At 63.2% G+C, this 20,802-nt stretch carries 22 protein-coding genes and 1 pseudogene; 7 read left to right on the top strand and 16 right to left on the bottom strand.

The window, feature by feature from the left end; all coding sequences use genetic code 11:
- Window positions 1-17: 17 nt before the first annotated feature.
- Window positions 18-1,544 carry a class I adenylate-forming enzyme family protein gene (locus KDC96_RS03700; RefSeq protein ID WP_212450798.1) on the top strand — a complete coding sequence of 509 codons (1,527 nt, stop codon included), beginning with the start codon at window positions 18-20 and terminating at the stop codon, window positions 1,542-1,544.
- Here the strand turns inward: KDC96_RS03700 and KDC96_RS03695 are convergent.
- Window positions 1,541-2,182 carry a glutathione S-transferase family protein gene (locus KDC96_RS03695; protein ID WP_212450796.1) on the bottom strand — a complete coding sequence of 214 codons (642 nt, stop codon included), beginning with the start codon at window positions 2,180-2,182 and terminating at the stop codon, window positions 1,541-1,543. The two genes, KDC96_RS03700 and KDC96_RS03695, sit on opposite strands and share 4 nt — an antisense overlap.
- A 201-nt stretch (window positions 2,183-2,383) precedes the next feature.
- Here KDC96_RS03695 and rpsF point away from each other — a divergent pair, with 201 nt between their 5' ends.
- The 5 genes from rpsF to KDC96_RS03670 all read left to right on the top strand — a co-directional run bounded on the left by rpsF (window position 2,384) and on the right by KDC96_RS03670 (window position 6,411).
- Window positions 2,384-2,749, top strand: coding sequence for a 30S ribosomal protein S6 (gene rpsF, locus KDC96_RS03690; RefSeq protein ID WP_212450794.1), 366 nt, complete (start codon window positions 2,384-2,386; stop codon window positions 2,747-2,749).
- Entirely contained in the window at window positions 2,749-2,973 is a 225-nt protein-coding gene (gene rpsR / locus KDC96_RS03685; RefSeq protein ID WP_034904833.1) for a 30S ribosomal protein S18, read from the top strand. The genes rpsF and rpsR overlap by 1 nt, the downstream gene beginning before the upstream one ends.
- A gap of 13 nt (window positions 2,974-2,986) precedes the next feature.
- Window positions 2,987-3,664, top strand: coding sequence for a 50S ribosomal protein L9 (gene rplI / locus KDC96_RS03680; protein ID WP_212450792.1), 678 nt, complete (start codon window positions 2,987-2,989; stop codon window positions 3,662-3,664).
- A gap of 148 nt (window positions 3,665-3,812) precedes the next feature.
- On the top strand, window positions 3,813-5,249 hold the full coding sequence (locus KDC96_RS03675) for an AMP nucleosidase (protein ID WP_212450790.1): 1,437 nt from the start codon (window positions 3,813-3,815) through the stop codon (window positions 5,247-5,249).
- An 82-nt stretch (window positions 5,250-5,331) separates the two neighbouring features.
- The gene (locus KDC96_RS03670; protein WP_212450788.1) at window positions 5,332-6,411 is read left to right on the top strand and encodes a VCBS repeat-containing protein; all 1,080 of its coding nucleotides are present in this window, start codon (window positions 5,332-5,334) and stop codon (window positions 6,409-6,411) included.
- Between the two features lie 86 nt (window positions 6,412-6,497).
- Here the strand turns inward: KDC96_RS03670 and KDC96_RS03665 are convergent, their stop codons facing one another.
- The 12 genes from KDC96_RS03665 to KDC96_RS03610 all read right to left on the bottom strand — a co-directional run bounded on the left by KDC96_RS03665 (window position 6,498) and on the right by KDC96_RS03610 (window position 16,318).
- Window positions 6,498-7,013, bottom strand: coding sequence for a YbjN domain-containing protein (locus tag KDC96_RS03665; RefSeq protein ID WP_212450786.1), 516 nt, complete (start codon window positions 7,011-7,013; stop codon window positions 6,498-6,500).
- A 105-nt stretch (window positions 7,014-7,118) separates the two neighbouring features.
- On the bottom strand, window positions 7,119-8,036 hold the full coding sequence (locus KDC96_RS03660; protein WP_212450784.1) for a DUF4019 domain-containing protein: 918 nt from the start codon (window positions 8,034-8,036) through the stop codon (window positions 7,119-7,121).
- Window positions 8,036-8,941 (bottom strand): 30S ribosomal protein S6--L-glutamate ligase, encoded by a 906-nt coding sequence (rimK, locus tag KDC96_RS03655; protein WP_212450782.1) that lies wholly within the window; start codon window positions 8,939-8,941, stop codon window positions 8,036-8,038. Before rimK ends, KDC96_RS03660 begins: the two co-directional genes overlap by 1 nt.
- Window positions 8,938-9,402: a RimK/LysX family protein gene (locus KDC96_RS03650; RefSeq protein WP_212450779.1), complete on the bottom strand. Its 465-nt coding sequence runs from the start codon at window positions 9,400-9,402 to the stop codon at window positions 8,938-8,940. Before KDC96_RS03650 ends, rimK begins: the two co-directional genes overlap by 4 nt.
- Window positions 9,399-10,415, bottom strand: coding sequence for a YncE family protein (locus tag KDC96_RS03645; RefSeq protein WP_212450777.1), 1,017 nt, complete (start codon window positions 10,413-10,415; stop codon window positions 9,399-9,401). The genes KDC96_RS03650 and KDC96_RS03645 overlap by 4 nt, the downstream gene beginning before the upstream one ends.
- Window positions 10,412-12,262, bottom strand: coding sequence for a M2 family metallopeptidase (locus KDC96_RS03640; RefSeq protein WP_212450775.1), 1,851 nt, complete (start codon window positions 12,260-12,262; stop codon window positions 10,412-10,414). The genes KDC96_RS03645 and KDC96_RS03640 overlap by 4 nt, the downstream gene beginning before the upstream one ends.
- Before the next feature lie 78 nt (window positions 12,263-12,340).
- A complete protein-coding gene (locus KDC96_RS03635) occupies window positions 12,341-12,862 on the bottom strand; it encodes a hypothetical protein (RefSeq protein ID WP_212450773.1) in 522 nt (173 codons plus the stop codon).
- Complete coding sequence (locus tag KDC96_RS03630; protein WP_212450771.1) at window positions 12,859-13,617, bottom strand: alpha/beta fold hydrolase; 759 nt, start codon at window positions 13,615-13,617, stop codon at window positions 12,859-12,861. Before KDC96_RS03630 ends, KDC96_RS03635 begins: the two co-directional genes overlap by 4 nt.
- Entirely contained in the window at window positions 13,614-14,015 is a 402-nt protein-coding gene (locus KDC96_RS03625) for a GFA family protein (RefSeq protein ID WP_249171904.1), read from the bottom strand. Before KDC96_RS03625 ends, KDC96_RS03630 begins: the two co-directional genes overlap by 4 nt.
- Before the next feature lie 47 nt (window positions 14,016-14,062).
- Window positions 14,063-14,713: a 2-hydroxychromene-2-carboxylate isomerase gene (locus tag KDC96_RS03620; protein ID WP_212450769.1), complete on the bottom strand. Its 651-nt coding sequence runs from the start codon at window positions 14,711-14,713 to the stop codon at window positions 14,063-14,065.
- 13 nt (window positions 14,714-14,726) lie between these two features.
- Window positions 14,727-15,287, bottom strand: a complete 561-nt coding sequence (locus KDC96_RS03615) for an aspartate-semialdehyde dehydrogenase (protein ID WP_212450768.1) — start codon at window positions 15,285-15,287, stop codon at window positions 14,727-14,729.
- A 5-nt stretch (window positions 15,288-15,292) separates the two neighbouring features.
- Window positions 15,293-16,318 (bottom strand): aspartate-semialdehyde dehydrogenase, encoded by a 1,026-nt coding sequence (locus KDC96_RS03610; RefSeq protein ID WP_212450767.1) that lies wholly within the window; start codon window positions 16,316-16,318, stop codon window positions 15,293-15,295.
- Window positions 16,319-16,407: 89 nt separating this feature from the next.
- Here KDC96_RS03610 and KDC96_RS03605 point away from each other — a divergent pair, with 89 nt between their 5' ends.
- Window positions 16,408-17,274 (top strand): alpha/beta fold hydrolase, encoded by an 867-nt coding sequence (locus KDC96_RS03605; protein WP_212450766.1) that lies wholly within the window; start codon window positions 16,408-16,410, stop codon window positions 17,272-17,274.
- On the opposite strand, the gene KDC96_RS03600 is transcribed toward KDC96_RS03605, so the two are convergent.
- From KDC96_RS03600 to trmD, 3 genes and pseudogenes are all read right to left on the bottom strand, one after another.
- Window positions 17,258-19,477: a DPP IV N-terminal domain-containing protein gene (locus KDC96_RS03600; RefSeq protein WP_212450765.1), complete on the bottom strand. Its 2,220-nt coding sequence runs from the start codon at window positions 19,475-19,477 to the stop codon at window positions 17,258-17,260. The genes KDC96_RS03605 and KDC96_RS03600 overlap by 17 nt on opposite strands.
- 197 nt (window positions 19,478-19,674) lie before the next feature.
- Window positions 19,675-20,043, bottom strand: coding sequence for a 50S ribosomal protein L19 (rplS, locus tag KDC96_RS03595; protein ID WP_305819765.1), 369 nt, complete (start codon window positions 20,041-20,043; stop codon window positions 19,675-19,677).
- A pseudogene (gene trmD / locus KDC96_RS03590) lies at window positions 20,040-20,779 on the bottom strand (tRNA (guanosine(37)-N1)-methyltransferase TrmD). The gene rplS and the pseudogene trmD overlap by 4 nt, the downstream one beginning before the upstream one ends.
- Window positions 20,780-20,802: the final 23 nt, after the last annotated feature.

The raw sequence follows: 20,802 nt of genomic DNA, 5'->3' as shown, positions 1-20,802 counted from the left end.
ACGATAGCACGCCGAACATGAAGGCTCACGATTTCTCGCTCGACACGCTCCTGAAGGTTTGCGCCACCCAGCATGCCGGGCGCGAAGCCACGGTCGATGGCCCGCAGCGCCTGACCTATGGTGAGCTCGAGGCGCGGGTCGATCGGCTGGCGCACTGGCTGCTCGCCAAGGGGATCGGGCCGGGAGACCGGGTGGCGATCCTGCTCACCGACGGTGCGCCCTATCTCACCATCCTGCTCGCCTGCGGGCGAATTGGTGCGATCGCTGTGCTGCTCAACTGGAGGCTGGCGCCGGGCGAGATCGGGTGGATCTGCGGCAATGCCGAACCCGCGATGACTTTCGTCAATCCGCGTTTCGCCGCGCTGCTGGCCGAGGCCGAGGCTGGCGAGGTGATCGAAGTGGACGAAGCCCACGATCCGCACGGCGCATTCGAAGCAATCGTCGCCGCCGAGCAGAGCGCTCGGACCTTGCCTGATCTTGCGCCCGACCGCCCGCTTTACATGATGTACACCAGCGGCACGACCGGGAAGCCGAAGGGCTGTCTGCAATCGGGCAGCGCGGTCGCGTCTTCGGCGCTGGGTTTCTGCGTGCGGCGCGGCTTCACGCGCGCAGAACGCCTGCTGTCGATCAACCCGCTGTTCCACGTCGTCGGTATGCAGCAGGTCGCCGCAATGCTGGCTTGCGGCGGCACCAGCGTGTTTGCCGGGCGCGACGACGACAGCGCGGCGGTGCTCGATCTCGTCCATCGCGAAAACTGCACCACCACCAGCGCGTTCCCCACCATCTGTTTTCCGTGGCTGGAAATGGAGCCGGTGCGCAGCGGGATTATGCCGCTCGCCAACTACACCGGCGGCGCGGGCATGGGCCGCCCGCAGATGTACGAGTTTATCGAGACCGAATGGGATGCACGCGTCGTCGGCGGATATGGCCAGACCGAGGTGTGCGGCTTTGCGACCTTCATCGATTATCCCGACATGCTCGACCATCCGCGCTCGATCGGCTGGGCGATGCCGCATGTAGACATGACCATCCTCGATCCCGAGGGCAATCACCTGCCGCCCGGCGAGGAAGGCGAGATTTGCCTGCGCGGCCCCTCAGTGATGCTCGGCTACTGGCGCAACGAAGAAGCGAGCGCGGCGGCGCTGGGCCACGGCTGGCTGCGCACGGGCGACCTCGGCACGATGGACGAACTGGGCCTCGGCTACCTGCTCGGCCGGGCGAAGGAACTGATCAAGACCGGCGGCGAAAACGTCTACCCGGCCGAAGTCGACGCGGTGTTCGCCGCAATGCCCGAAGTCGCCGATGCCGGGTGCTGTGGGGTGCCAGACAGACAATGGGGCGAGGCGGTGAAAGCCTTCGTGGTGCTCAATCCCGGAGCGGAACTGACACGCGAGGAAATCACCGCGCGGTTCAAGGGCAGGATCGCGGGATACAAGCGCCCGCGCTACATCGAGTTTGTCGACCAGCTTCCGCGAGACCCGATCGGCAAGCTGCTCCGGCGCGAATTGGCGGCACGACCGGTGAGCGAAGAGCAGGCGTCCTAGGCTTCGAGAGCCTTGCGGCCCTCTTCCTCGCGCACAAACGCCCTCTGGTACGCTTCGCGCGCCGTCAACCGCTTCCGGTACGCCTTCAGGCTCTCCGGAACGCCCTCGTCGAGCCCGACATTCTGCGCAAGGATCAGCGCATAGCCGACACAGATATCCGCCACCGTGAACCGCTCCGCGCACAGGAATTCGCGCCCTTCAAGCCGCTGTTCCACCTTTACCAACCGCTTGTAGAACCACTTGGCGTAGGCCTCCCCCGCCTCGGCCCAGCCCTTGTCCTTCTCGAAAATCGCGAACCGCATATAGACTGTCTGCGGGAAAGTGATCGTCGCGTCGGCGTGGTAGGTGAAGTCGCAATATTCGGCGTAATCGGCCTCGCCCGGGGCAACCGCGAGTTCGGTGTACCCGTCCCTGGTCGCGAGATAGTGCGCGATCGCACAGCTCTCGGTCATCCGCGTGTCGCCATCCACCAGCAGCGGCACCGTGCCGAGCGGATTGATCGAAAGGTAATCCGGGGCGAGGTGGCGCGGCGGGAATGGGAGCACCTTCAGGTCGATTTCCACCCCGGCCTCCTCGGCGGCCCAGGTCGCGCGCAGGCCTCTCGAACGAGCGCAGGTATAGAGCGTCGGCTTGGTCATGGGGCCGCAATACCGCCCTCGCCCGGGCCTTCAATGGGCGAATCCAATTCTTGCATTCCGCGGCAGACCCGCTATGTGCGCCGCTTCCGCGTGGAGTGCCGGCCCGAAAGGCCGATACCCAGCGGAAACGAAGAAAGCCGGAGGGGCCCCGCAATCCCGCGGATCAGCCAGCGATCGGCATGCAGTATGAAGGAACGCGAGATGGCTCTCTATGAGCATGTCTTCCTCGCGCGTCAGGACCTCTCGCAGGCCCAGGTAGACGCGCTGGCGGCCACGGCGACCGAAATCGTCGAAGCGAACGAAGGCAAGGTCACCAAGACCGAAACCTGGGGCCTCAAGTCCCTCGCCTACAAGATCGAGCGCAACCGCAAGGCGCATTTCGTGATGCTCAACATCGAAGCCCCCGGCTCGGTCGTTGCAGAACTCGAACGCCAGACCCGTATCAACGAAGACGTCATCCGCTACATGACCATCCGTGTCGACGAACACGAAGACGGCCCCAGCGTGATGATGCGCAAGAACGAACGCGACCGCAAGCGTCGCTCCGACCGTGAGGATCGCGACTGATGGCCCGCCCGTTTTTCCGCCGCCGCAAGTCCTGCCCGTTTTCGGGCAACGACGCCCCCAAGATCGATTACAAGGACGTGCGCCTGCTGCAGGGCTTCATGTCCGAGCGTGGCAAGATCGTGCCCTCGCGCATCACCGCCGTTTCCGCGAAGAAGCAGCGTGAGCTCGCCAAGGCGATCAAGCGCGCGCGCCACATCGGCCTGCTTCCCTACATCGTGAAGTAAGAGGAGAGAGACCATGGATATCATTCTCCTCGAACGGATCGAGAAGCTCGGCACGATCGGCGACATCGTCACCGTCAAGGACGGCTACGCCCGCAACTTCCTGCTCCCACAGAAGAAGGCGCTGCGCGCGAATGACGCCAACAAGAAGGTGTTCGAAGCAAACCGCGAACGGCTCGAACAGGAAAACGCCGAAAAGCGCAGCGAAGCCGAAAAGCTCGGCGAAAAGGTTGCCGGCGCCGAAGTCGTGCTGATCCGCGCATCGTCGAATGCCGGCCAGCTCTACGGTTCGGTCAACGTCCGCGACATGGTGACCGGCCTAGCCGAACAGGGTCACGAGATCGACAAGAAGCAGGTCATCATGGGCGCGCCGATCAAGACGATCGGCATGCACGACGTGACCGTCGCGCTGCACCCCGAGGTGCACGTGACCGTGAAGGCCAACGTGGCGCGTTCGGACGATGAAGCCGAGCTCCAGTCGCAGGGTGTCGACGTGCTCGCGCAGCTGTTCGAAGAAGAGCAGAAGGAAATCGAGGAACAGGCCGAAGCGAACCGCATCGATCCAAACCTCGAGCCCGGCGAAATCCCGGCCGAACTGCTCGAAGAGGGCGTCAGCACTCCCGAAGGCGTCTCCGAGACCGAAGGGCTCATCGAGGCGACCGATCACAAGACGGACGACGAAACCGGCGAGTGATCCTGGCGGGCCTTCGCTTCGGCGGTGGTTGCAAGAGAAAACGACGGGCGCGGGGTCAGCTTGATCTCGCGCCCGTTTTGCACTGTCATCCTGCCTCGCGAAACGCCCTGTCTTGGAACATCCGCATTGACGCACTAGGTGCAGTTGCATGACCCCGATCCCCACCATCCTCGAACAGCTGCAACAGCAATACGACGAAGCCGTGAGCGCGCTGCGCGAAGACGTGATCGCTTACGGTCGCGACGGCACAGTCCCCCCGCAGCGCAAGCGCACCGACGGCAGCTATGCCTACCCCGAGCTGACATTGCATTATTCGGGCAACGGCAACCCCAAGGACCGCAGCCGCGCATTCGGACGGCTCGAACAGGCGGGCACCTATCGCACCACCATCACCCGGCCCGCCTTGTTCGCCGGCTATCTCGCCGAGCAACTCGAGCTGATATCGGCCGAATACGATATCGAGGTCGAAGTCGGACGATCGCGCCAGGAGATACCGTTTCCCTATGTTCTCGATGGCGATGCCGGGGCGGCGATGGTGGGGATCGCTCCGCAGGAAATCGCGCTGCACTTTCCTTCGACCGACCTCGCGCTGATTGGCGACGAGCTGGCCGACGGGATCGAACACGACGATCACGAGCCGATGCCGCTGTCACTGTTCGACGGACTGCGCACCGACTATTCGCTCGCACGGCTGGCGCATTACACCGGCACGCGGGTCGAGGATTTCCAGGACTTCATCCTGTTCACCAACTATCACCGCTATGTCGATGAATTCGTGAATTGGGGGGCGCAGCAGATCTGCGCCGGAGGCTACACGGCGCTGACCGGTGCGGGCGGGCTCGATATTCGCGACTGCATCGACAATGCGCAGGAGCAGTTGAGCGACACTGCGTGGCGCAGGCACCAGATGCCCGCCTACCACCTGATCCGCGAGGATGGGCGCGGGATCACGCTGGTCAATATCGGCGTCGGCCCGTCCAACGCCAAGACGATCTGCGATCACCTTGCGGTGCTGCGCCCGCATGCTTGGATGATGATCGGTCACTGCGGCGGGGTGCGATCCAGCCAGAAAATCGGCGATTTCGTGCTCGCCCACGCCTACCTGCGCGACGACCACGTGCTCGATGCCGTGCTGCCGCCCGAGATCCCGATTCCGCCAATTGCGGAAGTGCAGCTTGCGCTGGCGCGCGCAGCCGAGGAAGTGTCCGGCGTGCAGGGCGCAAACCTCAAGCAGCGGATGCGCACCGGCACCGTCGTCACCACCGATGACCGCAACTGGGAGCTGCATTACTCCAGCTCGGCCAAGCGTTTCTCGCAAAGCCGCGCGATCGCGGTCGAGATGGAAAGCGCGACCATCGCCGCGCAGGGGTACCGGTTCCGCGTGCCTTACGGGACGCTGCTGTGCGTTTCGGACAAGCCGCTGCACGGCGAGATCAAGCTGCCGGGACAGGCCAATCAGTTCTACGAGGAGGCGATCGCCGCGCACCTGCAGATCGGTCTCGAAGCCGTCGCCCGCCTGCGCGACGAAGGCGACCGGTTGCACTCACGCAAACTGCGCGCTTTCAACGAGCCACCGTTCAGATAAGCGAAAAGAATGCTTCGGCAGTCTGTGCCCCTCAGTTTCGTCCGGGTGGGGGGGGGGGGGGGGGGGTGAGCTTATGCACCGATTGGGTATTGCAGTTATCGCGCTGGTAGCGGTCCCTTCATGTACGCAAGCGGAGCAGGCGACGCACGGCGAAAAACCTGCGTCGATAGCGGTTGGCGAGCGACCGCGGGCGATCATCGCCGCCGATTTCAATGGCGATGGGCGCATAGATATCGCCGTCGCCAATGCCGACGGCGACAGCGTATCGATATTGCTGGGCGACCGGGCGGGAGACTTTGCCCGCACGGATTTTCCTGGCGGCAACGAGCCTGCGGACATCGCCATCGCCGATTTCAACGCCGATGGTGCGGTCGATCTCGCCGTTGCGAACCACGAAACCTCCTCCGTCACCATCCTGCTGAACGACGGAGCGGGCTCCTTCTCTCCCATGCCCGGATCACCGTACGACACCGGTGCGCGTCCGCATCTTCACAGCGTCGCGGTCGCCGATTTCAATGGTGACGGGTTCGCCGACATTGCTTCGGACAGCTCAGATACCGACAGCATAGCGGTGCTGTTCGGCAACTCGGGCGGGTTCGAGCCTGCACGACAGGTCGATGTGGGTGATTTCCCGTACTACCGCCTCGGCGTCCTTCCGAGCAATGTGGGGACGCAAGTGTTGGTGCCAAGTCCGCGCGCGCACCTGGTCGGCAAGATCGATCCGTCCAACAAAAGCGGGCTGTCCGTGGTCGGCGATGCGCAAGGGGCTGTCATGGCCCGCAATGGCAACTTTGCCGGTCGAGGCCCTTATGATGCGACCGCGATCATGACCGACGGCATCGTGATCTGGCATCGGGACGGGGAAGCTTATGAACGCGTATCGAAACAACCGGTAGCATTCGACAACCCGACCGAACTTGCCGTTGGAGACCTCGATGGCGACGGGCGAGACGAGATTGTCGTCGGACTGTGGGAAAGCGACGAAATCCATGTGGTCTCATCGGAAGGTAAGCGGCTGGGAAGTATCGGTGCCTGTTTCCGTCCAGCTGCGCTCCACATCGCCGATCTCGACGGAGATGGCAGCGGTGAGATCATCGCTGGCTGCTGGAACGAGACAAAAATACTCATATTCGGATCGCCAGTGTTGTCAGGGCAGCGTTAGCCCTTCCCCTGCGTCTTGATCGATTCCGGCTTCGCGCGTTGGCCTCATTGATGCGTTGATCTGCGCCGCAACGCCTCAACGGCGCCTTAGCGCCCACCTTCGCCGAACGCCGTCAGTTCGTTGCGCAGCTTGCCCAGCTCCTGACCGAACACGAGGATCTGTGCCTGCGCGTTGGGGTAGCTGATCCCGTACACCGCGTTGATATAGCCTTGCAGCACCACCGTGCCGTCCTCGACCCGGTAGGCTTTGCCATTGGGGTTGAGATCGTTGTAGCGGTTGAGCAGCTGATCGAGCTCGCCCAGCGTGCGCTGGTCGTTGCGGGTGAACACCGCGATCAGCAGCAGCCCGACGCAGCCGGTCTCGGCGGCGCAGGCGCGCGGGCTCAGCGTAAAGTTGATGCCGCCCTCGGCGCTCGCGCGGTAGACCTTCTCACCGTTCGGCCCGCCTTCGATGTTCCAGCTGGTGCCGACATCGAGCAGCAGGCGCGAAATGGTGGAATCGTTGAACTGGGTCACGACCTGTTGCTGGCTTTGCGCCTGCGCCGGAGCCGCGCACAGCAGCGTCGCACCGAACAATCCCAGCAAACCCCCGATAATCTTCATTCGTCTTTCCTCGATTTTCGCCGCCCCACCCGCAGCCTGTGCTTGATCCTAGCCGACGCGGATTAGCGCGCCTTCACAGCGACGTCACGCGTCGAGCGCGGGTCTCTACTCGATCGAAAGCGGAATAAAGCCATTGATCAGTGCCATTTCCTCAAACAGGCTGTCGCAAACCGGTTTCTCGGCTTCGCAAAGCATGCCGATCGAAGCTTCGGAGCTATCGGGACCGACCGGCTCCACCCACCGCTTGATCACGCTCGGATAAGTTGCGTCACCGGGCGGAGCGAAAGACCAGACGGCTAGATTTGCCCGGTCAGCAATTATCGTCCAGCCATTTTCTTGCTTTGTTTCAGTTGCTTCTCTTGCCTCGAGTTCCGATCTCGCCTCGGCCACTGTAGAATACTCGACGCCATCGGACAGCGTATCCGGGAGCGCGGGCGGCGCGTAATTGGGGCAGTTGCGCGCCACGATCCTCCAGACCAGTTCCATCTGCAAAGGCGAGTTTGCTTCGGCGATGGATGCGGCGGCACGATTATCGAGGACGGTGTTCTCGGTTCGAGCGATCACGAATTCATCGGCGTCGGGCGCTCGGTGAAGGATGGTGTAACCGCAATGCCGGTCGACGTTGGCAAAGGTCGCAGTCATATCGAGCGCGACATAGATACCCGGCTCGGGGATGCCCGGCGCATCTTTTGTCCATGTGATCTTCGAGACGGTGCGCGATTTCTCACTCCCCCAACTCCGGCCGTTCGAGCGCTCCTGCTCGGAGAACTCTTCCAACGGCAACATGGATTGCAAGCCTTCGCTCAGCATCGCATGCGCCGACGGGTAATCCCCGTCGGAAAGGAGCCGAAAATACCGGTCGAATGTCGCGACGGCTTCAGCTTCAAGCTCCTCGCTGGGGATCCAGCCCGGCGTGGACCCGGACGTGATATTGACCTCGCGGGGAGCCTCCTGTGCCGCAAGGGAAACGGGCACTGCGAATGCCCAGGCTGCCGCCAGCGCAATCGCAGCGGCGCGCCGCATCACCCCTTGCCCTTGGTCTTGGTCTTGCCCGGTTTGGCGTTGGCAGCGATGTAATCGATGATCATGCCCGCGATATCCTTGCCGGTTGCGGTTTCGATCCCTTCGAGCCCGGGGGAGGAATTGACCTCCATGATGACCGGGCCGTGATTGCTGCGCAGCAGGTCCACGCCGCACACGTTCAGGCCCATGTGCTTGGCCGCTCGCACTGCGGTCGAGCGCTCTTCGGGGGTGATCTTGATCAGCTGCGCGCTGCCGCCGCGATGCAGGTTGGAGCGGAACTCGCCTTCCGCACCCTGACGCTTCATGGCCGCGACCACCTTGCCGCCGACCACCAGGCAGCGAATGTCCGAGCCGCCAGCCTCCTTGATGAATTCCTGCACCATGATCGCGATGTTGGCGCCGCGAAACGCTTCGATGATCGACGCGCCGCCCTTGAGCGTTTCGGCCAGAACCACACCGATCCCCTGCGTCCCTTCGAGCAGCTTGATCACCACCGGCGGGCCGTTGACCGCCTTGATGATCTCCTCCGCCGCCTTGGGATCGTTGGCGTATGCGGTGAGCGGCAGGCCGAGGCCATGCTTTGCCATGATCTGGGTGGAGCGCAGCTTGTCGCGACTGCGCCCGATCGCGACGCTTTCGTTGAGCGGCCAGGTGCCCGCCATTTCGAACTGGCGCAGGACTGCGAGGCCATACGCGGTGATCGATGCCCCGATGCGCGGAATCACCGCGTCATATCCGCTCAGCGTCTCGCCCCGATACATGATCGTCGGCCGGTGGCTGGCGATGTTCACGGTACAGCGCGTCGTGTTGAGAATGTCGATTTCGTGCCCGCGCTCCTCCGCTGCCTGGACCAGTCGCTTGTGCGAATAGAGATTGGGATTGCGGGCGAGCATCGCGATTTTCATGGGTGTTGCCCCTTTCGTTTTTTCATGGTCGGCGTCTGAAGCCAGGAATGGCCGCTGTCGACGAGAAAGTGCCGACGCAGGGCGGTCCGCCCTACCAGCATCGGAAATTTCATGTCGGACCGGTCAGCAAGGCTGATTTCCGTCCGGAATGTGACCTCGCCGATGCGCAGCGGCGTCTTGATGACATAGCGCCGCTGTGTTTCGCCGTTAGAACTGGTAATCCCGCGAATGTCCACATGCACTGCCACGCATTCATGCCGCTCGCCGTCCCAATCGACCGCGAACCTTACGAAACGCTCGCCGTCGCGCTCGAAATCCTCGATCACTTCACCATGCAGCGAAGAGGTGCGCGCGCCGCTGTCGATCTTGGCGGGGATGCCGGCGAGGCCGAGTTCGGGCAAACCCACCAGTTCGCGCCATCCGACGATGGGGAGCCGTTTGCGCTTGGGCTTTTCGGTCATGGCAGGATCGCGAGCCCGTCCCCGCCATCGCCTGCAGGCAGTCGCCGCAGGACCTTGCCGGTGGCGTAATCGACTTCGGCGATGGTGTTGCTGGCAGTCTCGGCGACGTAGATGCGTTTCCCGTCGTCGGACCACAGGATCGTCACCTGGAAACGCTGCTCGGCTTCTTCGGGGCTGGAGACGGCAATGGAGCGCACGACCTTGGCCGTCGCCAGGTCGATCACGGTCAGACCGCCATCGGCAAGATCGGACGTCACCGCAACATCGCCCTGTGGACGGATCGCGAGCCGGAGCGGAAATCGGCCGGTGTCGATAGTGTTGCGAACTTCCATCGTTGTCGGATCGAGCTCGAACGCCTGATTCGATCCACGCGCAGAAACCCATAGCGCCGAGCCGTCAGGTGCAAGCGAGATCCCTTCGGGTTCTTCCCCGACCGTGACGGATATGGTCTCGCTGTTCTTCAGATTGATCCGGGTCACCGTCTTGGAACCGAGATCGGTGGTCCAGGCCGCGCTCTCGTCGGGGGCCACCGCCACCATATGGCTGCCCTGCTTGCCGGTCATGAACTTGAGCATCATCCGGGGATCGACGGGAATCGGGTCGGGATGCTTGTAGATCGCCTGCTGCCCCTCGGCCGTAACGTAGATCGCGCCGCTTTCGTGCCAGACGATCCCGTGCGGGCGCGCATTTGCCCCCATGTCGATGCTGCGGACTTTTTCCAGCGTATCGGTCTGGAAGATGTCGACCGTCGTTCCGCCATAGCACGCGAGCGCGACATGCTTGCCATCGGGTGACGTCGCGAGTTCGTGCGGATTCGTGCAGCTATCGAGCCGCAACACTTCCTCGCCCGTCGCAAGGTCGATCTTGGACAGCGTGTTGCCCCGCTTGTTGGCGACGAACAGCGTGCCGGTCACCTCGCTCGAGGCGACCGGCTCTGCCGTTTCGGGTTCTTTCGCCGCCGCGCAGGCCGCAAGCAGCGGCGACGCGAAAAGGAACGCTGCGCCCAGCCTCACCAGCCGGCCTCCTGCCCCTCGTTCTGCTCTTCCAGCCACGCCATCAGCGGCGCGAAATAATCGACCATCGCCTTGCCGCTCATCTGCCGTTCGCCGGTGAAGGCCTCGAGCGCATCGGGCCACGGCTTGGACGCGCCCATTTCGAGCATCGCATTGAGGTTCTTGCCGACCTCCTCGTTGCCGTAGAACGAGCAGCGGTGCAGCGGCCCTTCCCACCCGGCCTGATCGCAGGCGGCCTTGAAGAACTGGAACTGCAGGATCCGCGCGAGGAAGTAACGGGTGTAGGGTACGTTGCCCGGAATGTGATACTTCGCCCCGGCATCGAAATTGGCCTCGGTCCGCTCGACCGGCGGGACGATGCCCTGGTATTCGGTGCGCAGATCGGTCCACGCCTGGTTCGCATTCGCCATGTCGGTAGATCCGTCGAACAGGCTCCAGCGGTAACGATCGACCAGCAGGCCGAACGGCAGGAACGCGACCTTGTCCATCGCTTGGCGCAGCAGCAGGCCGATATCCTTGTCGGCACTCGGCACCTGTTCGGGCTTCAGCATGTCGATCTGCACCAGGTATTCGGGCGTGATCGACAGCGCGATCATGTCGCCGATCGCCTCGTGGAACCCGTCGTTCGCGCCGTTGAGGTGCAGGTAATCCTGCTGGTTGTAGGCGCGCTGGTAGTAGTTGTGGCCCAGCTCGTGGTGGATCGTGATGAAATCGTCGGCATTCTGCTTGATGCACATCTTGATCCGCAGATCGTCGACATTGTCGAGGTTCCACGCGCTGGCATGGCACACGACCTCGCGATCCTGCGGCTTGGTAAATTGGCTGCGCTCCCAGAAGGTTTCGGGCAGCGGTTCGAAGCCAAGCGAGGTGAAGAACTGCTCGCCTACCTTGGTCATCTCGACTGCGTCCAGGTCCTTTTCGGCGATGAGATCGGTCAGGTCGTAGCCGATATCGCCCGCACCTTCGGGCGCGACGAGCGGGTAGATGTTACCCCATTCCTGTGCCCACATGTTGCCCAGCAGATCGGCGCGGATCGGGCCGGTGGCGGGCTGCACGGCGTCGCCGTACTTCTCGTGGAGTTTGCGACGCACGTAGGTGTGCAGCGCAACGTAAAGCGGCTTCACTTCCTGCCACATTCGCTCGGTCTCGGCGGCGAAGGCATCGGGGTCCATGTCGTAATTGGACCGCCACATCGCGCCGAGATCGTTGAAGCCAAGTTCCTTTGCGCCATCGTTGGCGATGCCGACCATCGTCGCGTAATCCTCGCGCATCGGGGCGCCGACATTGTCGTGCCAGCTGGTCCACATTTCCGCGAGCTCCGCGGGTGTACGGTCGAGATTGCCCATCTCGGCCTCGATATCCGACCCGTTTATCTCCTCGCCGTTCAGCGTTCCGCGACCCTGGCCGTAGGCAGAGCCCAGTTGCGTCGCGATCTCGGAGAGCTCCGCTGCAGCGCCGTCGCGCGACGGAGCGGGCATCACGATGCCGTTGCGCAGCATGTCGAGCTTGCGCGCGGTTTCCGCATCGAGCCCTTCGACCCGTGCGTACTTCGCCGCTTCGTTGGCGTATTTCACGGTCTTGAGCGTCGCCTCGGCGCCGTATTTCGCGGCGAGCGTGTTGCTGTCGTAGTTAAGATACGTGTTGTTCAGCCACGCGACGTGCGAAAAGGTTTTCGAAAAGTCGTTCAAGTCCTCTTCGACCGCGGCTACCCAGGCGGCAGCATCTGCCGGAGTGGGGGCCTCGCCCGCGGCATCGGTCTCTGCCGCATGCCCATCCGCAAACGCGGGGGCCGGAGCGGCGGCGAGCGAGATGGCCAGCGCGGACAGCGCAGTGGTAGCAAATTTCATGGGAGCGATCCTCGATTTGGGTTTCGATGTTGCGACTAAGCGTAATACGTAGCTGATTGGACCTGCAGCGAGGCTGAATCAAGCGTCGCCGGTCGAAAATCGCTCGATCGCGAGCGCGGCAATGATTGCGAGAAATGCGCTGGTGAAGGCGACCATCTTGATCGGGCGCAGGGTCGAGGCGGCCATCGCAAGGCCGTCATCGCCCTTGAACGACCAGAGCTGAATGATCTGCGAAATCGTCTCGCCATAATCGCTGATCACGAATGCAATCGCCGAAAGGTATGCGACCCAGCCGAGCGCCAGCAGCACAGTCCGGTCCGAGGCGCGGAAATAGATCCCACCAAGCAGGCACCCTACGCCGTAAATTCCGATGAAGACGAGGTCGACCACCATGGCCACAGCCGCCTGCGTCCAGAGACCATCGGACCGCCACGATTGCTGGATGGCATTGATCGTGGCCGCATCGGGGGCGGCCTGATGATCTGCGATCCCACCTGGAACACCCTCGGTCATCAACGGCAGGTGGACATAGACGGCGAGCGCAAAGGCAGCCACACCGCACCAGAACCACCACAGAAACGCGCGTCTGAGCACCCTCACGGCTGCACAAGGAATTCGACGATCGCCTTGCCCAGTTCGGGCTTGGTCGCGCTGTCGAGATGCGCGCCGGGTACTTCGCGATAGGCCGCATCGGGCAAGAGCGCGGCGAGGTCGCTGGCTGAACCGTTGTCCTGATCGTTCTCGCCGCAGACCACGAGCGTCGGCATCGTGACGTTGGCGAGCGCGGCAAGATCGAGATCGCCCATCGCATCGAGCAGCAGCCGCGCCGCCACCCGGTCCACCCCCTGCGACTTCAGGAACTGGCGCGAGTAGTAGGCGGGATCATCGCGCGTGATCGTGTCGAATTCATCGATCACCCGCTTGAAGAATGCCGCGCGCTTTTGCCACTCGCTGAGCCCTGCAACACCCATCCCCGCCACCACCAGCTTGCGCGGCGCGAGAACCTGACTGGCGACCGCGTGAAGCGACGTGCGCGCACCGAGCGAGAATCCGGCGAGATCGTATTCGCCATCCTCCAGCCCGATATGTTCCACCAGCGCAGCGAGATCGCGCACCAGCACGCCGGACGGATAGGCTGCCGGATCGGTCGGCGAAGCGCTTTCGCCGTGCACCCGGAAATCGAGCATGATCGCTTCGAACCCGGCATCCGCGAGCCGCTGAGCATGACCCCACCTGATCCAGTTCATGTCGGCGCTGGAAAACAGGCCGTGGAGGAGGATGACCGGATCGCCCTCGCCGGTGCGATGGACGGCGAGGCGGGTACCGTCGAAACTCTCGAATGAACCCGAACTCATGGCATCACTCCGACGAAAGCAACCCACTCCTCGTTGCTGCGCGGTTGCTCCGGCATCGTTTTTGCGCCCTCGGGCAAGGTCAGCCAAGGTTGCTTGCTTCGGGTCCAGAGATGCGCGCCAGGCTGGAAATCAGCGCTGTTGTCAAGCGTCCCGCAGCGCAGGCTCGCCAGACCTTCACGGCTGTCATTCACCGCGTAAATCCGCGCCTTGCATTTCGCGCAGCCAAAGACGCGCGAATGTGCGCCGCTCGGCTGATCGTACTCACCCACATCGAGTTCGCCTGAAATCTCGAGGTCCGCCAGCGCGAAAAGCATGTGTTCGCTGAAAGCCGATCCCGTGCGGGTCTGGCAATCCGTACAATGACAAGCATAGGGATTGAGGCGGAACCCCTTGCGCAAGGTATATCGCACAGCCCCGCACAGGCACCCGCCCTGCAATTCCCTGCTCATCGCTTCGTCAGCCCCTTCTGCTTCATCCGCCACTTCGCCATGTCGACCCGGTCCTGGCCGAAAAACGGCTCGCCCTCGAATATGAGGGTCGGCACGCCCCAATGCCCGGCCTTTTCGAGCGCCTCTTGGTTGGCGGCGATCTCGGCGTCGAGCGCTTCGGCGTCGTTCTCGGCTTCTGTTTCGAGTTCGGCAAACTCCAGTCCGGCGCGGCTTGCTGCCCCGGCAAGGTGATCGCCCTCGTTCCATCCTACGACCTCACCCGACCAGATCAACGGCGCAACCTCGGCGGCGAAGGCGAGCCCCTTGCCCCGCCGGGTCGCGGTCTGACCCAGGCGGCAGATGCGATGGATGTGAGGCTGCTCCTCTGCGATTTCGCGCGTCATCAGGTTTTGCACCACCGGATCGGGGCGCGGCCAGGCGATCGGCATGCCGAGGAACGCCGCCGAGCGCATCGAATCCATCACGATGTAGCGCGGCGCAGCCGGATTGCCGGTGAACAGGATGTCGGGATCGCGGATCGCGATCGGCAGAACGGTGCGCAAGGTAATGTCGAGATCGTATTCCTCGGCCATCGCGCGGTAGCGGCCGACCGCGAGGTAGGAATACGGCGAGCGGAAGCTGAAAAAGAGATCGGCCTTGAGCGTCACGCGGCATTCTCCATCAGCGAAAGAAGCATTGGGTCCCGGCATAGAGCATCGACACGGCATCCGCATCGAAGAACCCGCCGACCCGGTCGCCGAGCGCGAATTCCTCGCCCAGCGTGCTGTCCGGAATCGCTACGAATCCGCCGATCGCTTCCACCTCGGCGCGCGGGGTCGCAAGCTGGACGTCTCCGGCGGCCGCGATTTCGCCCGCTGGCACCGGATCGCCATCCTGCGGCATGCGCCAGTTCCATCCGACCAGCGTTCCGCCCTGGAAATTCGCGGTCAGTCCGCCGGGATAGTCGGTAAACTGCATCGGCCCGGCACCGCATTCCGCGTTTTCGGTGGTGCCGCTCGGCGCGCCAAGCACGCTGGACAGCGCGGTTTCGACCTCCATCCTGCCGGCGGCGAAATAGAACGCTTCGGGACCCGCAGCGAGGCCATCGGCGCGCAACACGACCTGCTGTTCGCCGGCATCCGGATTACCCGGTCGCAGCGGTTCCTGCCCCGGTGGCGGAACTTCGCCGCTGTCGCACGCAGCAAGAGCGAGCGCGGCAAGGCCAAGCAGAACACCGCGCATCGCCATCATCCCTTCTTCAGATGCCGCCGCCCGAGCAGTTCGGCGATCTGCACCGCGTTGAGCGCTGCGCCCTTGCGCAGATTGTCCGAAACGCACCACAGCGTGATACCGTTCTCGACCGTCGGATCCTCACGCACGCGGCTGACATAGGTCGCGCCATCGCCCGCGCTTTCGACCGGGGTGACATAGCCGCCGTCCTCGCGCTTATCGACCAGCATCACGCCGGGCGCCTCGCGCAGGATGTCCATTGCCTGCTCTGCGGACAGTTCGTTCTCGAATTCGATGTTCACTGCCTCGGAGTGGCCGACGAACACCGGCACGCGCACGCAGGTGGCGTTGAGCTTGATTTTCGGGTCGAGGATCTTCTTCGTCTCGACCACCATCTTCCACTCTTCCTTGGTCGACCCATCGTCGAGGAAGACGTCGATATGCGGAATCACGTTGAAGGCGATCTGCTTGGTGAACGTACTCGGCTCGACCGGATCACCGACGAAGATCGCGCGGCTCTGCTGAAACAGCTCGTCCATCCCGGCCTTGCCCGCACCGGAAACCGATTGGTAGGTGGATACGACCACGCGCTTGATCGTCGCGGCGTCGTGCAATGGCTTCAATGCAACCACCAGCTGGGCGGTCGAGCAGTTGGGGTTGGCGATGATGTTGCGCTTCGAATAGCCGTCGATCGCGTCCGGGTTCACTTCCGGCACGATCAGCGGCACGTCCGGCTCCATGCGGTAGAGCGAGGAATTGTCGATCACGACGCAGCCGGCCGCCGCCGCCTTGGGCGCGTATTCCTTGGCCGGGCCGCTCCCGGCCGAAAACAGCGCGATGTCCCAGCCGTTCCAGTCGAAATGCTCGATATTCTTGCATTTGAGCATCTTGCCCGTGTCGCCGAATTCGACTTCGGACCCGTGCGAACGCGACGAGGCGACCGCCGCAACTTCGTCGCACGGGAACTCGCGCTCGGCGAGGACCTGCATCATCTCGCGTCCGACATTGCCGGTCGCGCCGACCACTGCCACCCGGTAACCCACTCCACATACTCCGCATCAATTCGTTTGCGCGCCCCGCTTACGAGCCTAGCGTGGCTTGGCAAGAGGAAAGGGGACGAGGAACCATTGGCATGAATACGGCAGGCTGGCGGGCAAAAGCCAAGTATTTCGACTTTCAGGGACACCAGATTGCCTACTGGACCAGCGAGGGGACGAATGCGCGCCAGCTGCTGCTGGTCCACGGCTTCCCGACCTGCGCGTGGGACTGGGTCCCGGTATGGGAAACACTGGGCACGCAGCACCATCTGATCGCCTGCGACATGCTGGGCTTCGGCCTTTCGGACAAGCCGCGCTCGGGATACTCGATCCACCGGCAGGCCGACTTGCAGGAAGCGCTGCTGGCGCATCTCGGCGTGGCCGAATTCGATGCCCTGGTGCACGATTACGGCGTGTCAGTCGGGCAGGAGCTTCTGGCGCGCAACCTTGAGGGTTCTGGCGCCGCTGGACTTGGGCAGATGGTATTCCTCAACGGCGGTATCTTTCCCGACCAACACCGCGCTCGACCGATCCAGAAGCTCGGCGTGTCGCCGCTGGGTTTCCTCGTAGGGTTGCTGATGAGCCGCAAGAGTTTCGGTAAGAGCTTTTCCGAAGTTTTCGGGCCCGATACGCAGCCGAGCGAGACAGAGCTGGACGAATTCTGGGAGTTCATCAGCCGCAAGGGCGGCAACCGGATCACGCACAAGCTGCTGCACTACATCGCCGACCGGCGGACACACAAAGACCGCTGGGAAGCGGCTCTGGTCGCGGCGCAGGATCGGATCGGCCTGGTCAACGGCGCGCTCGACCCGGTCTCGGGCAAGCACGCCTATGACAAATGGCGCGACGTGGTGCCGGATGCGCGGCACCACCTGCTTCCGGATGTCGGCCACTATCCGCAGGTCGAGGCACCCGGCGCAGTCGCCGCCAAGGCGCTGGAGTGGCTTACTCCGGCGGAGTGACCCCGTTCGCTTCCAGGAACCGGAAGATCGTGTTCCACATATGCGGGCTGATATTCTCGCCCGACACGCGGTGCGTGTAGCCCGGATAGAGCATCATCTCGAACGGCACGTTGCCTTCCTGCAGGACGCTGATCAGTTCGGAGGAATTCTCGAACACGACGTTGTCGTCGGCCATGCCGTGGATCAGCAGCAGCGGATCGGCGATCCTGGTCGCATCGGGGATAGCGCTGGCGACCTCATAGGCTTCGGGCACTTCACGCGGGTCGCCCATGTAACGCTCGGTATAATGGGTGTCGTACAGCTCCCACTTGGTCACCGGCGCGCCGGAGATACCCGCCGCATACAGGCCCGGATCAGCCTGCAACTGCTTCAGCGTCATGTATCCGCCATAGGACCAGCCGTAGAGCGCGATCTTTTCGGGATCGACGAAATCGAGCGTCTTGAGGAAATCTGCGCCGGTCTTCTGGTCGCGCACTTCGACCCCGCCCATCGCGCGGTAAAGCGGCTGTTCGAAATCGACGCCGCGATTGGCCGTCCCGCGATTGTCGAGCGCGAAGTAGATGTAACCCCTGTCGACCACCGCCTGCGCCAGCGCGCCGTCCCAGCCCTTGTCGACGATCTGCGGACCGGGACCGGAGTAATGGTAATAGAACACCGGGTATTGCTTGCCTGCCTCGATCTCGGGCTTGAGCATCATGTAATGCAGCTCGGTCCCGTCCTCGGCTGCGATCGTGCCGAATTCGGGCGGCACGTGGCTCAGCAGGTACGGCGTATACGGGTGATCCTCGTCGAGTGCGTTTTCCTCGACCCAGGTGACCTGCTCGCCGGAGCGCGTCGCGAGATAGCTTTGCGGCGGCTGGTCGGATTTCGAGCGGCTGACGAGGAGCAGCTTGCCCTTGCCATCCATCACCGCGCTGTTGGTGTAGTCGGTGTCGGTGAGCAGCACCGGCTCGGCCGACCCGTCGAGCATTCCGCGATAGATCTGCTGGGTCAGGACCTCGTGCGTCGCCTGATAGAAGAACTCGCCGGTTTCCTCGTTGACGCCGACCAGTTCGGTCGTCGGAGAGGTGCCGCTGGTGAGCTGGGTCCAGTCACTCCCGTCGAAGCGGTAGAAATGCCCGTAGCCATCGCGTTCTGACCACCACAGCAGGCTACCATCCTTGAGGAATTTGTAGTTGTTGCTGAGGTTGATCCAGTAGTCCTCGCGAGCGGCGGTTTCGGTGAACCACACCAAACTCGCGCCGGTGGCTGGGTCAACCCTGAGCACATCCATCACCGTCTGTTCGCGGTTCTGGCGCTGGACATAGAGGAAGTCGTCCGGTCCCCAGTCGACCCGCGCGATGTAGATATCGGTCTCCTCTCCGAGATCGACCTTCACGCGGTTGCCGCCATCGGGGTCCATGATGAACAGCTCGACGATCGCGTTGTTGCTGCCCGCGACCGGGTAGCGCTGGTCGAACACCTTGGTACCGGTTGCGCCAATCGCCGCGCGGGTGACGATCCCGACCGGGCTTTCGTCGGTGCGCTGGACCGCGATCCGCTGATCGTTCGGCCCCCACCAGTATCCGGTGAGCCGCCCCATCTCCTCCTGCGCGACGAATTCGGCTTCGCCCCAGCGGATCGTGTCGACCTCCTTCGGGGTGATCGGTTTGGCCTCTTCGCCCACCTTGCCGACCCAAAGCCGACGGTCGCGGACGAACGACACGTAGCCCGCCTTGCTCGACAGTGCGGGGTTGAGTTCGGTTTCCTCGGTGTCGGTGAGGCGCGTGACTTCACCATCGAGCTTTGCGAAGTAGAGATCACCATCGAGCGGCACGAGGACGCCCGATCCGTCGCTCGCCCACTGATAGCTGATGATCCCTTTGAGATTGCCGACCCGCGCGCGCTCGCGCTGCATCTTCTCGTCTTCGGACAGTTCGCGCCCGGTGCCGAGGCTTTCGCTGTCCACCAGCATACGCCATTCGCGCGTGGCGATATCGAAGCCCCACAGATCGTAGCGCTCAAGCGCATCGTCGCGGTTGCGCAGCAGCGTGAGATACTTGCCGTCGGGCGAAAGCCTGGCTGCGCGCGGGCTTGGCCCGTTGAGCGAAGGCGAGGCGAAGACGCGCTCGAAGGTGAGTTCGGGTTCGGTGGTCACGTGATTATCGGCCATGGCGGGAGTTGCGGTGAGAATGGCAGCAGCGGCAAGCATCGAGAAGCGCATTTCAAATCAAACCTCGTCATTGCGAGCGAAGCGAAGCAATCCATGGACCGACTGTCCCGATCCTAGAGCTATGGGCCATGGTTTGCCGCGCGACCTTATGGTCGCTCGCAATGACGAAAAACTGATTGGAATGCAAAACCCAACGAAAAAGGGCGGCCCCGCAGGACCGCCCTTCCTTGATCTCGTCGCTTCGAGGCTTACGCCTTCGGGGCGTTGACCTTGCGCTCGGCGATACGCGCACGCTTGCCGGTGCGGCCGCGCAGGTAGTACAGCTTCGCCCGACGCACGACGCCGCGGCGCACCACGGTGATGCTGTCGACGATCGGCGAATAAAGCGGGAAGACGCGCTCGACGCCCTCGCCGAAGCTGATCTTGCGCACGGTGAAATTGCTGTTGATCGAACGGTTCGAGCGGGCGATCACGACGCCTTCGAAGTTCTGAATACGCTCGCGCTGGCCTTCGATCACCTTCACGCCGACGCGCACGGTGTCGCCCGCGCGGAATTCGGGAATCTCTTTTTCGACCTTGCCGATTTCCTCGGCTTCGATTTGCTGGATCAGGTTCACTGGTCCGTATCCTTGTTCTTTCGCCGCGCGCCAGAGGCAGACTGGTCCCGAACGCCCGTATGACGCTCCCAAAGGTCCGGCCTGCGTAACCGAGTGATCTCTTCGCTTTTCGACTTGCGCCAAGCAGCGATCTTCGCATGATCCCCCGATCGCAGCACTTCGGGGATCGTGCGCCCTTCCCATTCCTGAGGTCGGGTATATTGCGGGTATTCCAAAAGGCCGTTTTCGAACGACTCTTCGGCCCCGCTGTCGGGCGCGCCCATTACGCCGGGAAGCAGCCGAATGCAAGCATCAAGTATCGCCAGCGCCGCCGGTTCCCCGCCCGAAAGAACGATATCGGCGAGGCTGACCTGTTCGATCTCGGGCCGGGCGTCGAACAGACGCTCGTCGAAGCCTTCGAACCGGCCGCAAATGATGGTGATGCCGGGCCCGCTGGCGATTGCGCGGATGCGCGCCTGCGTGATCGGCTTCCCGCGCGGCGTCATGGCGAGAATGGGGCGGTCCGCAGGCACACTGTCGAGCGCGCTGGCCATCACGTCGCACTTGAGCACCATCCCCGCCCCGCCCCTGCGGGCGTGTCATCGACGGTGCGGTGCTTGTCGGTGGCAAAGTCCCGCGGGTTCACGGTCGCGCACGACCAGTCCCCCCGCTCGAGTGCCTTGCCCGCGAGCGACACACCCAGCGGACCGGGGAACATCTCCGGGTAGAGCGTGAGGATGGTGGTTGCGAAGGTCATTTCACGCGGAAGCCGACTTGCGT

Origin of the sequence: Erythrobacter sp. JK5 (assembly GCF_018205975.1) — a bacterium.
Taxonomy (GTDB): Bacteria; Pseudomonadota; Alphaproteobacteria; order Sphingomonadales; family Sphingomonadaceae; genus Erythrobacter.
The sequence above is the reverse complement of the archived record's forward strand: the minus strand, read 5'-3'. Positions and strand labels throughout refer to the sequence as shown.

Bases quoted from the DNA above. Each gene is read 5' to 3' on its own strand.
- KDC96_RS03675 (WP_212450790.1), top strand. From the start codon at position 3,813: ATGACCCCGATCCCCACCATCCTCGAACAGCTGCAACAGCAATACGAC.
- KDC96_RS03640 (WP_212450775.1), bottom strand. From the start codon at position 12,262: ATGAAATTTGCTACCACTGCGCTGTCCGCGCTGGCCATCTCGCTCGCC.
- rplI (WP_212450792.1), top strand. From the start codon at position 2,987: ATGGATATCATTCTCCTCGAACGGATCGAGAAGCTCGGCACGATCGGC.
- KDC96_RS03700 (WP_212450798.1), top strand. From the start codon at position 18: ATGAAGGCTCACGATTTCTCGCTCGACACGCTCCTGAAGGTTTGCGCC.
- KDC96_RS03605 (WP_212450766.1), top strand. From the start codon at position 16,408: ATGAATACGGCAGGCTGGCGGGCAAAAGCCAAGTATTTCGACTTTCAG.
- KDC96_RS03660 (WP_212450784.1), bottom strand. From the start codon at position 8,036: ATGCGGCGCGCCGCTGCGATTGCGCTGGCGGCAGCCTGGGCATTCGCA.
- KDC96_RS03630 (WP_212450771.1), bottom strand. From the start codon at position 13,617: ATGAGTTCGGGTTCATTCGAGAGTTTCGACGGTACCCGCCTCGCCGTC.
- KDC96_RS03615 (WP_212450768.1), bottom strand. From the start codon at position 15,287: ATGCGCGGTGTTCTGCTTGGCCTTGCCGCGCTCGCTCTTGCTGCGTGC.
- KDC96_RS03650 (WP_212450779.1), bottom strand. From the start codon at position 9,402: ATGACCGAAAAGCCCAAGCGCAAACGGCTCCCCATCGTCGGATGGCGC.
- rimK (WP_212450782.1), bottom strand. From the start codon at position 8,941: ATGAAAATCGCGATGCTCGCCCGCAATCCCAATCTCTATTCGCACAAG.
- rpsR (WP_034904833.1), top strand. From the start codon at position 2,749: ATGGCCCGCCCGTTTTTCCGCCGCCGCAAGTCCTGCCCGTTTTCGGGC.
- KDC96_RS03600 (WP_212450765.1), bottom strand. From the start codon at position 19,477: ATGCGCTTCTCGATGCTTGCCGCTGCTGCCATTCTCACCGCAACTCCC.
- KDC96_RS03695 (WP_212450796.1), bottom strand. From the start codon at position 2,182: ATGACCAAGCCGACGCTCTATACCTGCGCTCGTTCGAGAGGCCTGCGC.
- rpsF (WP_212450794.1), top strand. From the start codon at position 2,384: ATGGCTCTCTATGAGCATGTCTTCCTCGCGCGTCAGGACCTCTCGCAG.
- KDC96_RS03665 (WP_212450786.1), bottom strand. From the start codon at position 7,013: ATGAAGATTATCGGGGGTTTGCTGGGATTGTTCGGTGCGACGCTGCTG.